This window comes from [Rhizobium] kunmingense, assembly GCF_977018605.1.
In genome coordinates, this window is record NZ_CDRNXG010000001.1 from 2552389 (window position 1) to 2565729 (window position 13341).

At 59.3% G+C, this 13341-nt stretch carries 15 protein-coding genes; 5 read left to right on the forward strand and 10 right to left on the reverse strand.

What is annotated here, in order from left to right:
* Position 1 precedes the first annotated feature (1 nt).
* Positions 2-388 carry a type II toxin-antitoxin system VapC family toxin gene (locus AC0JZ4_RS12200; protein ID WP_471886641.1) on the forward strand — a complete coding sequence of 129 codons (387 nt, stop codon included), beginning with the start codon at positions 2-4 and terminating at the stop codon, positions 386-388.
* A gap of 164 nt (positions 389-552) precedes the next feature.
* Here AC0JZ4_RS12200 and AC0JZ4_RS12205 read toward each other — a convergent pair whose 3' ends face one another.
* Together AC0JZ4_RS12205 and AC0JZ4_RS12210 are read right to left on the reverse strand one after the other, a co-directional pair.
* The gene (locus AC0JZ4_RS12205) at positions 553-1776 is read right to left on the reverse strand and encodes a PQQ-dependent sugar dehydrogenase (RefSeq protein WP_471886642.1); all 1224 of its coding nucleotides are present in this window, start codon (positions 1774-1776) and stop codon (positions 553-555) included.
* A gap of 181 nt (positions 1777-1957) precedes the next feature.
* Positions 1958-2377, reverse strand: coding sequence for a DUF3597 domain-containing protein (locus AC0JZ4_RS12210; protein WP_471886643.1), 420 nt, complete (start codon positions 2375-2377; stop codon positions 1958-1960).
* A 432-nt stretch (positions 2378-2809) separates the two neighbouring features.
* On the opposite strand from AC0JZ4_RS12210, the gene AC0JZ4_RS12215 reads away from it, so the two are divergent.
* On the forward strand, positions 2810-3079 hold the full coding sequence (locus tag AC0JZ4_RS12215) for a DUF2188 domain-containing protein (RefSeq protein ID WP_471886644.1): 270 nt from the start codon (positions 2810-2812) through the stop codon (positions 3077-3079).
* Between the two features lie 123 nt (positions 3080-3202).
* Here the strand turns inward: AC0JZ4_RS12215 and AC0JZ4_RS12220 are convergent, their stop codons facing one another.
* The 4 genes from AC0JZ4_RS12220 to trxB form a co-directional block, all read right to left on the reverse strand.
* A complete protein-coding gene (locus AC0JZ4_RS12220) occupies positions 3203-4324 on the reverse strand; it encodes an alkene reductase (protein ID WP_471886645.1) in 1122 nt (373 codons plus the stop codon).
* Between the two features lie 64 nt (positions 4325-4388).
* Positions 4389-4691: an ArsR/SmtB family transcription factor gene (locus AC0JZ4_RS12225; RefSeq protein ID WP_471886646.1), complete on the reverse strand. Its 303-nt coding sequence runs from the start codon at positions 4689-4691 to the stop codon at positions 4389-4391.
* A gap of 556 nt (positions 4692-5247) precedes the next feature.
* A complete protein-coding gene (locus AC0JZ4_RS12230; protein ID WP_471886647.1) occupies positions 5248-6150 on the reverse strand; it encodes a LysR family transcriptional regulator VtlR in 903 nt (300 codons plus the stop codon).
* Between the two features lie 2 nt (positions 6151-6152).
* A complete protein-coding gene (gene trxB / locus AC0JZ4_RS12235) occupies positions 6153-7127 on the reverse strand; it encodes a thioredoxin-disulfide reductase (protein ID WP_471886648.1) in 975 nt (324 codons plus the stop codon).
* Between the two features lie 366 nt (positions 7128-7493).
* Here trxB and AC0JZ4_RS12240 point away from each other — a divergent pair, with 366 nt between their 5' ends.
* Positions 7494-7961: an Lrp/AsnC family transcriptional regulator gene (locus AC0JZ4_RS12240; protein WP_471886649.1), complete on the forward strand. Its 468-nt coding sequence runs from the start codon at positions 7494-7496 to the stop codon at positions 7959-7961.
* Between the two features lie 100 nt (positions 7962-8061).
* Here AC0JZ4_RS12240 and AC0JZ4_RS12245 read toward each other — a convergent pair whose 3' ends face one another.
* Positions 8062-8868 (reverse strand): hypothetical protein, encoded by an 807-nt coding sequence (locus AC0JZ4_RS12245; protein ID WP_471886650.1) that lies wholly within the window; start codon positions 8866-8868, stop codon positions 8062-8064.
* Positions 8869-9100: 232 nt separating this feature from the next.
* Here AC0JZ4_RS12245 and AC0JZ4_RS12250 point away from each other — a divergent pair, with 232 nt between their 5' ends.
* Positions 9101-9631 (forward strand): acyltransferase, encoded by a 531-nt coding sequence (locus tag AC0JZ4_RS12250; RefSeq protein ID WP_471886651.1) that lies wholly within the window; start codon positions 9101-9103, stop codon positions 9629-9631.
* A 68-nt stretch (positions 9632-9699) separates the two neighbouring features.
* Here AC0JZ4_RS12250 and AC0JZ4_RS12255 read toward each other — a convergent pair whose 3' ends face one another.
* Positions 9700-10668, reverse strand: coding sequence for a glycosyltransferase family 25 protein (locus AC0JZ4_RS12255; protein WP_471886652.1), 969 nt, complete (start codon positions 10666-10668; stop codon positions 9700-9702).
* Here AC0JZ4_RS12255 and AC0JZ4_RS12260 point away from each other — a divergent pair.
* Positions 10609-11634 (forward strand): glycosyltransferase, encoded by a 1026-nt coding sequence (locus AC0JZ4_RS12260; protein ID WP_471886653.1) that lies wholly within the window; start codon positions 10609-10611, stop codon positions 11632-11634. The two genes, AC0JZ4_RS12255 and AC0JZ4_RS12260, sit on opposite strands and share 60 nt — an antisense overlap.
* Positions 11635-11646: 12 nt before the next feature.
* Here the strand turns inward: AC0JZ4_RS12260 and AC0JZ4_RS12265 are convergent, their stop codons facing one another.
* Both AC0JZ4_RS12265 and greA read right to left on the reverse strand, forming a co-directional pair.
* Positions 11647-12705 (reverse strand): glycosyltransferase family 4 protein, encoded by a 1059-nt coding sequence (locus AC0JZ4_RS12265; RefSeq protein WP_471887874.1) that lies wholly within the window; start codon positions 12703-12705, stop codon positions 11647-11649.
* A 44-nt stretch (positions 12706-12749) separates the two neighbouring features.
* The gene (gene greA, locus AC0JZ4_RS12270) at positions 12750-13226 is read right to left on the reverse strand and encodes a transcription elongation factor GreA (protein ID WP_471886654.1); all 477 of its coding nucleotides are present in this window, start codon (positions 13224-13226) and stop codon (positions 12750-12752) included.
* Between the last annotated feature and the right edge of the window lie 115 nt (positions 13227-13341).

The window sequence follows — 13341 nt, forward strand, 5'->3', positions numbered from 1 at the left end:
CATGCGATGTTTGCTCGATACGCACATCGTTCTTTCCGTGTTGCGTAACGACATTCACGGTCGGTTTCCAGCGGTCGGGGATCTGGTCGTGTCCGAGGGATTTTCTGGCTTTGTCAGCGTTGCCAGCCTCTGGGAGATTGCGATCAAGTCGCGCCTGAAAAAGCTTGATCCCGGAATGGCGCTCGAGGCCATGCAGCCGACCCTGGAGGGTACGGGAATAAGCATACTGCCCATCGATGTTGCTCACGTCATCTGTGCCGCCGAGCCGGAACCGCCGACGCGTGATCCCTTCGATCGGTTGCTTCTTGCCCAATGCGAGGTCGAGGGGCTGCAACTGGTGACGATCGATCGCGCGCTGCTCGGCCATCGCCTGGCCTTCCGGTTCTAAAACACGTCGCGATTTTTCAGATCCGCTCGCCGCGCTTTGGCTCCTTGTTCTTGCGTATGTCTTTCTCCCGAAACCGGTGACCACTTTCGGGAGACATGCTGTAGACCTCGTAAAAAAAGCGGCAGTCACCTGCCGCTTCATTTTCACTCCCGCAAGGTTCTAGATCAGGCCTTGGTCAGCTTGACGATCGTCGAGGCGCCGCCGCGGGTTTCGGTCACAGCGTAAACTGCGCCATCAGGCCCGACCTTCACGTCCCGGATGCGGGCGTTGAGATCGACGCGTTCTTCGTGGGTTACCCGGTCGCCGTCGATGTGAAGTACCACGACACCCTGGCTGCGCAGCCCTCCGACGAGAAAGGCGCCCTTCCACTCGGGAATGGCGTCTGCGTCATAGAAAGCCATGCCGGACGGGGCAATCACCGGGTCCCAATAGTAGGCCGGCTGCTCGGTCTCGGCGGACTGGGTGATCCCGTCACCGACGGCGCTGCCGCTATACTCGACGCCATAGGTGACTTCCGGCCAGCCGTAATTCTTTCCGGCTTCGGGACGGTTCAACTCGTCACCGCCGCGCGGGCCGTGTTCGACGGTCCAAAGCCGGCCCTGTCCGTCCAGGGCGGCGGACTGCATGTTGCGGTGGCCGAGGCTCCAGATTTCCGGTCGGGCGCCTTGCGTGTTGACGAAGGGGTTGTCGGCAAGCGCCTTGCCGCTCACGTCGATGCGGAACACCTTGCCGAGCCCGCTTGCAAGGTCCTGCGCCTGCACGCGCGGTTCGGGGTCAGAGCGTTCACCGACAGTCACGTAGAGTTCGCCAGCGGGTCCGAATACGAGGCGCGAGCCGAAATGCGAACGCCCTTCATAGCTCGGTGTCTGGCGGAAGACGACGGCGACGTCTTCAAGTCGACCGCCGCCGTTTTCGTCGGTCACCAGTCGGGCGGATGCCACCGAGGTGCCGTTGCCGTCGTCGCGGGGTTCGGCGAAGGAGAAGAAGATCAGGCCTGAGGTTGCGTAGTCGGGTGCCAGCGCCACGTCGAGCAGGCCGCCCTGTCCACCGGATGCCACGTCCGGAACGCCCGAGATCGCCGGTCCTGCCTCACCCTCCTGATCGACGATGTGCATCGCGCCCTGCTTGGCGGTGACCAGCATGCGTCCGTCGGAGAGGAATTCCATCGCCCAGATCTGGGGCAGGTCTTCCGCCACCACCTCTGTCGAGATCGTCGGCATCGTGGCTGGCTGCGGTGCGCGCGTCTGGCCCTGGAATGCCGGCGTCTGGTCGGGGGCATTCGCCCGGCCGGTTTCGACAGGCTGTCCCGCCTGTTGCGCCAGGGCAGGGGCTGCAAGCAGCGCAACGGAGAGGGCGGAGCATTTCAGCAGGGCGTTCAGGCGGTTCATGGCGGCTCCATCTCGTTTGATGAGGTATTTCCTCCAGATAGGGCATGCCACGGAAAAGACCGAACACGCGTCGATCAAACTTAGTTTATCCTTTTGTTCGAGAGGGTTGCCGGTCGTGTGGACAAAAAGAAGCCCGCTTAACGCGGGCTTAGTTCAGGCTGAAGTCGAGGCCTAACGGCCGTCAATCGAGGAGGTCCGCCGGTACCTTGCCGCCGTTTTCCGACAGTTTCTTCATCAGTGCCTTGTGCAGCCAGATGTTCATTTCGGCCGAGCCGTCCTTGGCGCCGGTATAGCCCAGTTCATCGGCCAGTTCCTTGCGTGCGGCGAGGCTGGAATCCAGATCGAGCGCCTTCATCAGGTCGACGATGGATTTTTTCCAGTCGAGCTTCTGACCGTTTTTGGCGACCGCTGCATCGAGGATGGGCTTGATGTCGACCGGCGCCGCATTGGATGGTGTCGACGGAGCGGCTGGCGTGGAGGCGGGTGCCGCAGGTGCAGGTGCAGGTGATGGCGCGGCCGAGGGTGCCGGCTCGGCCGTCGTCGCTTCGGCGGCCTCCGCACGTCCGAAAATTGCATTCTTGATCTTGTCGAAAATACCCATATGCCCCTCCGTTTGATTAGAATTACGCAATTGAGGTATCGCTCCCTATTCGCTTTTCAAGGGGCTAAGCCTAGCGCGAAGGAGAAGGCTTCCGTGGCGCAGGTCCGACCTTTCTTCCTGCTTGAGAAAGTGAATCACGCGCTTCGCGTCTTGAATCTGCCTTCATGTGTAAGTGATTGGAATGGCGTGATAATCTCTGGATGTTGTTGGTGGTGGTGGCAGGGAAAGCTTGAAGGGTATGCCTTCCAGATGCATTCGGGCGATTGCGAAAGCTGCATCGGCGCACTTCGTCACAGAGCGGAGCATTTGCGCTCTTTGACCGATGATGCCATTATTTTGCGAGTGGTCTGGAACTCGACTGCGTCCTTTTGCATCTCCATAACGATGCCGCAGCAGTCCGGTTATTGCTGTGGCCACGCGTAAGGAGGAACAATGACCAAGGTCGTGTATAAAGTCGTGCCTCATGATGGTGGCTGGGCCTACCGTCTGGGGGATGTGTTTTCCGAAACATTTCCCACACATTCCGATGCCTTGCAGGCGGCCCGCATCGTGGCTGCCGAACAGCAGGTCGGTGGCGAGCCAGAGGAAATCAGCTGGCAGGACGAGAAGGGCGCGTGGCATACCGAGCATAGCGACGGGGGCGACAGGCCCGAAGCCGAAGTGCAAGATGGCGACGAGTCGCAGGCCGCTGCGCGCCACTGATTCACGGCCTTCATGCGCTCGCGTCACGGATGCCGTCGCCGCGAATGGAAAAGGGCCGCACGAGACGGCCCTTCGGGGTTTGATTTCGGCAGGGCCGACTTGCGGCCTGCGGCTTCGAGGTGATTAGGCCACGACCTCGAGCGCCGGATAGTCGGTATAGCCCTTGGCGCCGCCACCATAGAAGGTAGCCTTGTCGGGCTCGTTCAGCGCGGCGCCATCCTTGAAGCGTTCGACCAGGTCCGGATTGGCAATGAACAACTTGCCGAATGCGACGGCGTCGGCGTAGCCGCTGGCGATGGCCTTTTCAGCGGTTTCACTGGTGTAACCGTTGTTGACCAGCCATGCGCCGGTGCCGCCCGCCTTTCGGTAGGTGTCCTTCAGCGTCTGGTAATCGAAGGGCCTGTCGCCCTGGGTGAAATCGCGATCGCCACCAGTTGCGCCTTCGACCACATGGATGAAGGAGAGGCCGCGTGAGCCGAGCTGCTCGACCAGATAGTCATAGACCTCCTGCGGGTTCGTCTCGCTGATGCCGTTGGCGGGCGTCGTGGGCGACAGGCGAATACCAACGCGGCCGGCGCCGATTTCCTTCGTTACAACATCCACCACTTCAAGCGCGAAACGGGCGCGGTTCTCGATCGAGCCGCCATACTGGTCGGTGCGCTGGTTGGCGTTTTCCTTGAGGAACTGCTCGATCAGATAGCCGTTTGCCGCATGGATCTCGACCCCGTCGAACCCGGCGTCGATGGCTGCGCGCGCGCCCTTGCGGTAGTCATCGAGAATGCCGGCGATCTCGGATGTCTCAAGTGCACGGGGGGCCGATGTTTCGACGAAAGCGCCGCTGCCATCCGGATTGATGATGTAGGTCTTGCCGCCGGCCGGAATTGCCGACGGGGCGACGGGGGCGCCTTCGTTCGGCTGCAGCGACGTGTGGGAAATGCGGCCGACATGCCAGATCTGGGTAACGATCTTGCCACCCTTGCGGTGCACCGCGTCGGTCACCCTCTTCCATCCGGCGACGGCCTCCGTCAGGTACAGGCCTGGAACGTCCGCATAGCCCTGGGCCTGCTGCGTGATCGGGGTACCCTCGGTGATCAGCAGGCCGGCGGAGGCGCGCTGTTCGTAATAGGTTACGTTCAGGTCGTTGGGGATAGCCTTTGGTGACCGGTTGCGGGTCAACGGCGCCATGACGATGCGGTTTGCCAGCTCGATGTCGCCGAACTTCACGGGGTCGAAGAGTGTGGTCATAATGAAAAGTCCTTTTGCCTTCGTGTGAAAGGGGCCTTGGGAGGTGTTGTGGAAGTGTCAGGTTTCAGAGCGTTGCCTTGAGCTCGCTCAGGAAGGCGGCGATGGTTTCCTCGTTACGGCTGTAAAAAGCCCATTGTCCGATGCGATTGATGTTCACGAGGCCAGCCTTTTCGAGAATGGCCAGATGCGCCGATACCGTGGATTGTGAGAGGCCGCAGCATTTCTCGAACTGGTTGGCGCAAATTCCCATTTCCAACGGATGGGCCTGATCGCAAAAATGCTTATCGGGATCGCGCATCCGTTCCAGGAACGAGATGCGCGCCGGGTGCGCCAGGGCCTTGAGAATTTCCGTCTTGTCTGTCGTCATCGCTTATCGCCTCCACCCGATACGTAGATCGTTATTTTACGATTTAAAGGGGCAAAAAAATCGGGCCGTCAGATTTCTCTGAGGCCCGTCAGGTGTGAAGGTCAAAAACCTCCAGAGGGGAACAGCCGTCGCGGATGGCGGGAAGCCACAAGTGCGTCGGCTAAACTCTATATGGGCGGTCGAGTTATCCGGGGCAAGGGGCTTGTTGAAGATATTTGACGCGCGGTCGGGTTTTTCTTCGTCTGAGGGTGCGGCAAAAATGTCTGCCTCCGCGGCGGCGCCGGGCGCGGGCAAAAAAAGAGGGCCACCGGATTGCTCCAGGGCCCTTTGAGGTATGAAGGTCAAAAAAACCTCCAGAGGGGAACAGCTGCTGCGGCGGAACTGGGAGGAAAGCCGCCATGTGCATCAGCTGGGTGCGATATGATGGTTTTTTGTGCATGGCGCAATCATATTTTGTGCAGGACAGCCATGCGGCAGGCGCAATGCTTCTGTCGTAAAACCTGCATAATTGCCTCGAGTGATTCTGTGTGGCCGGCCGCTTCTGACGGAAATGCAGTCAGAAGCTCCAGTTGCGGGCTTTTCCGACGATGAAATCGCGGAAGACTTTCAGCTTCGCGGCGTTCTTCATTTCGTCCGGGTAGCAGAAATAGGTGTCGAAGGACGGGATGTCGGCATTGACGCCGAGCTGGATCAGGCCCGGATCGCGGCCGACGATGTAATCCGGCAGGCAGGCGATGCCGATGCCGAGCAGGCAGGCGCGCTTGATCGAGGTCTGACTGTTGATCTGCAGATGCGGCGTGCGCGGATTGTCGGAAGAGCGACCGGCATATTCCAGCCAGTTGACGTCCAGCAGGTAGTTCGGTGCCGGCTCGCCGAAGGAAATGATGCGGTGACTGTCGAGATCGTCGATTGTCTGCGGCTCGCCGAAGCGGTTGATATAGGATGGTGCCGCATAGACATGCATGTGCACGGTAAACAGCTTGCGCTGGATGAGGTCGGACTGTTGCGGCTGGCGCAGGCGGATGGCGCAGTCCGCGTGGCGCATGTTGACGTCGACTTCCTCGTTATCGAGGATCAGCTGGATCGACATTTCCGGGTAAAGCTGCAGGAATTCCTGCACCTTGTCGGTCAGCCAGCCCTGGCCGAGGCCGACCGTCGTCGTGACGCGCAGCTTGCCGGACGGCTTGTCTGTCGTTTCCGTCAGCTGAACCTTGACGGTTTCGAGCTTCAGCAGCACGTCATGGGCGGTTCTGTAGAGGAGTTCGCCCTGTTCGGTCAGGATCAGGCCGCGCGCGTGGCGGTGGAACAGCTTGACGCCGACATCCTGCTCAAGCGCGCTGACCTGACGGCTGATCGCCGACTGGGAAAGATGCAGCTTGTCGGCTGCATGGGTGAAGGAACCAGCCTCCGCCGCCGCATGGAAAATGCGCAGTTTATCCCAGTCTAACGGTACGCCCATGCTTACTCCGCTGCTACGGCGACCGGCTGGATGCCGGCCATGTATCGTTCCGCCTCAAGGGCTGCCATGCAGCCCATGCCGGCTGCGGTGATTGCCTGACGGAAAGTGTCGTCGGTGACGTCGCCGGCGGCAAAGATGCCGGGTACATCGGTGGCCGTAGAATCGGGCGCGGTCCACAGATAGCCGCCAGCCTTCATCTTCAGCTTGTCCTTGAACAATTCGGTCGCCGGTGCATGGCCGATTGCGACGAAGACGCCGTCGATCGGCTGATCGCTGATTGCGCCCGTCCTGGTGTTTCTCAGCCGCACACCCTCGACCGACGGCGGCATCGGCGCCTTGGCCGGCTTGCCGGTGATCTCGTGGATCTCGGTGTTCCACAGAACCTTGACGTTTTCACGCTGGAACAGACGCTCAGCGAGGATCTTTTCCGAGCGGAACGAATCGCGGCGGTGAACAACCGTGACCGTCTTGGCGATGTTGGACAGATAGAGCGCTTCCTCGACGGCGGAATTGCCGCCTCCGACGACGATGACGTCACGGTTTCGATAGAAAAAGCCGTCGCAGGTGGCGCAAGCCGACACGCCGAAGCCCTGGAAGACCTGTTCGCTCTCGATGCCGAGCCACTTGGCCTTGGCACCGGTTGCGATGATGATCGTATCCGCAGTCCAGACCGTGCCACTGTCGGTGCGCACGGTGAAGGGGCGGGAGGTGGTTTCGACTTCGGTGACGAGATCGTTGACGATTTCGGCGCCGACATGGGTCGCCTGCTTGAGCATCTGCTCCATCAGCCAGGGACCCTGGATGGGATCGCCGAAACCGGGATAGTTCTCGACATCGGTGGTGATCATCAACTGGCCACCCTGTTCCATGCCGGCGATCAGCACCGGCTTCAGCATGGCGCGGGCGGCATAGATGGCGGCGGTATAACCGGCGGGGCCGGAGCCGATGATCAACACTTCCGTATGACGGGCGGACATGAGTGACTTCCTTTCGAACGGCGGGCCTTAATCTTTGGTCCTGCCTATGGTCATTCGCCATATAGGAACTCGATGGCCGCTTTGCCGATTTTTGAAGACCATCTAATGTCGATCCATGCGCTTGTGCAAGGGCAGCGATGCGTTAACAACAGGACAGTTATCCGCTTGTGCCCGATTTACCAAGGGTTTCGACCGGTTGCGCCGCATCGGCCGACGACTTGACCGTAAAGACGCGGCCGCTCGATGCGTGCGGCGGTCAGGCGTCCACGGCGATGTCCGGCGTGGCACTGTTTCGGGCTTTCTTCGCAGACAGCTTGCGTTAAACATCGTTTCGATTAAAAGCCATCCCATTCAAAGGGGAAGACAGTGCTCCGCGCCGATCTCGATGCCATCGATATAAAGATATTGCGGGAGCTCCAGCAGGACGGCCGCATTACCAATGTGGAACTCGCCGAGCGTGTCGGCATTTCCGCGCCGCCATGCCTGCGCCGGGTGCGCAAGCTGGAAGAGGCGGGGATCATCGAGGGCTATCACGCGCTGCTCAACGGCCAGAAGCTGGGTTTCGACCTCGTCGCATTCTGCATGGTCGGCCTCAAGCGCCAGTCTGACGCCGACCTCAAGGCGTTTGCTGCACGCATGCAGCAATGGCCGCTGGTGCGCGAAGCCTGGATGGTCAACGGCGACAGCGATTTCCTGCTGCGCTGTACTGCCGAAAACCTCACCCAGTTCCAGGACTTCGTCATCGAGGTCCTGACCGCCGACGAACATGTCGATACGGTGAGGACCATGCTGACGATCCGGCAGGTGAAGCAGATGGGGCTGGTCGAGGTTTGACGTGGGTGACATGGGCCTGAAATCTGGCTCACAGCACGTCGGCTGCCTGGCAGATGCTGCCAAGCGGCGATGCTCTGGACAAGTCGACGGCGCGATCGCTCTACGGAATTTTAAAGCCGGACCACTTTGAGTAGCGTTCGCGCGCTATGTCCAAAAAGGAATTGGCGGGAACCTCGCCGTTATACCTGTTCCTGATGATCGCCCTAAGATCCTTGCCCCAAAGATGAACCGCCTGGGTTTCTTCCGGAAACGATTCGAAATCGAGTTCACCCGGCGTGGCGAAGCGCCAGGCATCGCGGAAGGGGATCGGGTAGAATACGTTGCGTTCCTTCGCATGGCTGATTTCACCCGAAGCCTCCGCGAAATGTGTGAGGGCGCGCGGACCAACTGCGCCCCATGGCCATTTGGATATGTGAACGCCCATGCCCAACGATTTCACCACATATTTCATGCGGCGAAAGCCCTTTAGCGTCGGAGGGTATCCGCGGGTGTTGCTGTCGAACTTCAGCAACTCTCTCAAGGCCTGAGAATTCGACGGCAATTTCAGGACGGCGCCGTTTAGTTCGCCGTCTCTCTCGTAGCCGAAAATGTGGGATTCACTGGTGTCGATGGCGCGCAGTGAGACGATGTCCAGATCAACCCAGGTGAAATCTGTGCGCTCGAAAAGCGCATATCTGAATAGATCCGAGTAGAGCGCCGTGCTGCCCGTCTTTCTGTGCTTTACGACGGTCCCATGGTTCAATATTTCTCTGGCGTCTCTGACCTCTATGCCCGGCGGCACCGCGCCGACGTCGCCGAGCGTGTAGAGAACAAGTTGATGACCGGTTTCGAGGAACGAAAGTGCGCTGACATACTCGATCGCGCCGAGCGGGCTTCCCGTCCAAAACGTTGCTAATCTGCCTGTCATCTTTTTGTATTTACGCCCTGTCTGAATTCGAGACCCTGCGGGCGCCCTAGCAAGATTTTCTGGAGGCAACAAGCTTTTCACACGATGCGCTGCCCAGAGTATAGGCGCCGGCCTGACTACCCTCATGGTTTCTAGCGCATACGCGTGATAGATGCGTTGTCGGCTTATGGCGACTTTCCTCCTATTAAGTTTGTATTTGCCGCACCGCATTCAGCGAATAGAAGGATTTATCATGCGACTGCGCTCCATTGTGTCCATCATTTGGCGGTTTCGCTCTTTGTTCAGTCCGGTCAAGCTTTCGATCGGTCCTAAGGCGGGCATTTCCGGAAAAGCGATAATTGTGCTCAAGAACGGTGAAATTCGGATTGGTCGAAATCTGAGGATGCATGCGGGAGCTCTGATCGATGCGCAGAAAGGTACTGTCATCGTAGGGGACAATGTGTCCCTAAATCACTATGCAATTCTGTACGGGGCTGGGAACATTACGATCGGCAACAATGTACGGATTGCGGCACACACTGTGATAGTTTCTTTCGACCACAAGTATCAGGATGTTGATCGGGCGATCGTAGAGCAGGGGCTTGCACTTAAGCCTATCGTAATCGGTGATGATGTGTGGATCGGTGCCGGCGCCAAGATTCTCGGCGGAACAAAAATTGCCAATGGCTGCGTCATCGGTGCGAACTCCGTGCTCAAAGGAGAGACAGAGCCGAACGGCATTTATGTCGGCAGTCCTGCACGCCTGGTAAAACATCGGGGCTGATCCCGCCTTGATGGAGATCTTTCGTCAGCTCGCAGGTGTCGTAGGCAGAAAACGGGGGGCTTGGCCCCTTAATCCACTGCCGAGCGGAAGCGCCACTTTCGCCATGAGGCGATCAGTTTGTCCTGAAACAGACGGAGCTGCTTGGCTGCTCCGTAATACCACTTGCGATTGTTGGTCTTTCTTGCGTTGCCGCTGTCCGACATGATCTGGCTGGCGGCATCGGTGGTGGTGACGGGAGAGGGCCAAAACGAGTAGCCGTGGCCGGTGCGGGTCAACCAGTAACGGAAGTAATTGTCCACGGGCGCAAAGATTTTCCGATGATTGTCGACGAAAGCCTGCGCCCCGGTTCTCGACCAGACGATCGCGCTCGTCGTCATCGGGAAGTAATGTGCAGCCACAAGATCGCATTCGTGCAGATCCGTCCGATAATGCCCGATGGGTGTCGCTATCTTGAGCTTGTTATTGCCGATATTCATGAGCATCCAGTCGGGGTCCGCCGCCTCTAGGTCCGGCAATGACTGCTCCAGAAGTTTGATCGGGTCACAAAGCGGAAGCGCGTCGTCTTCAAGGACGAGAGCGTAGCGGGCTTGCGAGGCGAGGAACTGCTCCGCGACCTTCAGGTGGCTGCGGTAGCATCCGATCTCTCCGCCCACGAGCGCGCGCCCCATATAGCGTTCAGCGTGGTGCAGATCGTAATCTTCAAGCGCAGCAAGATCCATTTTTCGACCATCCACCGCCGAAACACGCTCGAAGCGTGTACCGTAAGCCTCGAGGCGATCGCTGATGGTCTTAAGTCGAGCGCCGCTGCCATCGAGATTGATTACATATGTGTTGAGCGACTGCATGCCTTTATCCGATATCGGTTTGTCACTTCCCTGCATGGCCGGACACGCTTTTGTCAACGTGTACTTGCATGCTCTCCCGGCATTGCGATAAGTCCGCATCCAACAAAGCCATTGAAGGACTGTGCGGCCCCTATGCGGATTCACCAGTATATTTTCGGCAAAGACGGCGGTGCGGAAAAGTTCTTCGTGCATCTTGTCAATGCATTCGCACAGCGCGGCGCGGAGCAGACCGTGGTCATGCGTCCTGGGCGCCGCTGGAAGGTTGAGGTCGAGCCGCACGCTCGCATCATAGAAAGCAATTTCCGCAACCTTTCGCTGGACCGGGTGCTCTTGCCCATGCGGGTCAAGCATATCGCCGAAAAAGACAAGGCGGATGCAATTATCTCATGGTCGACACGGGGCGCGACCCTGATGCCGGGCTATACGGGGGGCGTGCGAATTTCCCGTTTGGGCGATTACCCGATGCGGCTTTCCTATTTTCGCAATACCGACGTCATCGTCTGCAATACACCCGGCATCGCCGATCAAGTGCGCAACCTTGGATGGGATCGTCAGATCGAGGTGATCTCGAATTTCACGCGTATCGAAAAGGTCGCGCCGATATCTCGAGCCTCAGTCGATACGCCGGCAGACGTTCCTCTCGTCATGGCGATGGGGCGCTTCGTGCATCGCAAGGGGTTCCACACGTTGATCGATGCCGTCGCGCGGCTGCCGGACGTGTGGCTGTGGCTGGCTGGAGAGGGAGAAGAGCAGGAGGCGCTTCAGGCGCAGGTAAGCAATCTCGGCCTGTCGGACAGGGTCCGTTTTCTCGGTTGGCAGCAGGATGCGAGAACCTATCTTGCCGCGGCGGATGTCTTCGTCATGCCCTCCAATCATGAACCGCTCGGCAATGTTATTTTGGAAGCATGGGCACAAGGCATACCCGCCGTCTCGACCCGCTCGGAGGGGCCTCTCTGGTTCATGCGTGACGGGGAGAATGGCTTGCTTGCCGATATCGATGATGACGCAGGCCTTGCCCGTTCGATATCGGCGATCCTCGGGGATCCCCATCTTTCACAAGCCCTCCGCGACGGTGGCCATCGCAGTTTGATGGCGCAATTCTCTGAAGACGCGATCGTGGACGCTTATTTCGACCTGTTTGCCAAAGGCTCCCGATAACGCATTCCCGTTTCAGGAGGAAAGGCAGCGGTTATAGACCGCGTCAAGCGCATTGCACTCGTTGGCGATCGAGAAAGATGAGCGGATGTGGGCATTCGCCTGCATTGAAGCCTTGCTGCGATCCGCCTCGTTTTCCATAAGGTGTGCCGTGGCGGACGACATCGCTTCCAGATCATCGACGGGGATGATCGTGCCCGTCGCATTCTGACCCGTTACAACCAGCTCCGAAAATGCGCCGACATCGGTCGCCACCACGGGTACGCCCGTCGCCATGGCTTCGAGCGGGGTGAGGCCAAAGCCTTCCCAGCGCTGGGGGGCGATGAAGAGGTCGAGCGCCCGGTACCATTCGTTGATGTTCGTATGTTCGCCGACGAAGAGGATGCGGTCGAACAGACCGGCGTTTCTTACCTTTTCCTTAAGACCATTCTCGAATTCGACGTGTTTGGCCGTGGCGCGGCCGGCGATGATGGCGCTCCAATCGGGGCGAGCGGGCAGGAGGGCAATCATCGTGTCGACGAAAAGATCGGTACCCTTCTGATGGCGGACGCGGCCGAAGCAGCCGGCAAATTTCTGCGCCGGATCGAGGCCAAGGGCGCGCTTGGCCTCCGCCCTGTCGGCCGGCGGCGAGAAGCGTTCGGTGTCGATTCCGTGCATGATCACGGTGTTTTCGACGTCGAGATAGGCGGATGTCCTGGCGCTGGTGGCGATGACCGCGTCCATTTTCGAAATCAGCCACTTTGTCCAGCGTGAATGTTTTCGCTGCGACGCCGAGGTGAAGACGATCTTCAGCGGCATGCGCAGCACGTCGCGCATGAAAATTGCCGGCAGCATTTCAACGTTTCGACGGGCATGCCAGACGCGCGCCTTGCCTCCCCGGGGCGGATGCCAGAGGCAGGCAAGGTCGCGGAAGCGGATATGCGGAATATCGGCGGGCAGGCCCGGCCCGAGTGCTGCAATCTTCGTTCCCAGACGGCGCTGGACCGGCACGAGCTGGATGATCGTCGACGTGACGCCGGAAAGCCGCCGCTTGAAATTCGGGGCGATGACTTCGACGTCACTGATATCGACGATGGTGTCCTGCGTGGTGCTGGTGTGTCGGCCCTCGGCCACGGCGATCAGCCCCAGGAAACGGAGAGGATTTCGTAGCCCTTGGAGCCGCCGGGCGCCACGACCTCGATCGAATCGCCGGCTTCCTTGCCGATCATGGCGCGGGCGATCGGCGACGAGATGGAAATGCGGCCGGCCTTCACGTCGGCTTCCTGATCGCCGACGATCTGGTAGGTCTTTTCTTCGTCGGTGTCTTCGTCGACCAGCTTGACGGTGGCGCCGAACTTGATCTTGGCGCCGGACATCTTCGACAAGTCGATCACTTCCGCACGGGCGGTGAAATCTTCCAGTTCGGTGATGCGGCCTTCATTGTGGCTCTGCGCTTCCTTGGCGGCATGGTATTCGGCGTTTTCCGAAAGGTCGCCATGGGCGCGCGCTTCCGCGATCGCTTCGATGATACGGGGACGCTCTTCCTGCTGCCTCCAGCGCAGTTCTTCCTGCAACTGGACAAAGCCGTTCTGCGTCATCGGTACCTTTTCAACCATTTTCTTGTCCTTAAGGGCATGTCCGCGGTGCCCGCGAACACAAAAAGAAACAGGTTCCGGAGCGTGAACTTCGGAACCATCTCAACGTCAAAATATAGGTCAGAATAGCGGAATT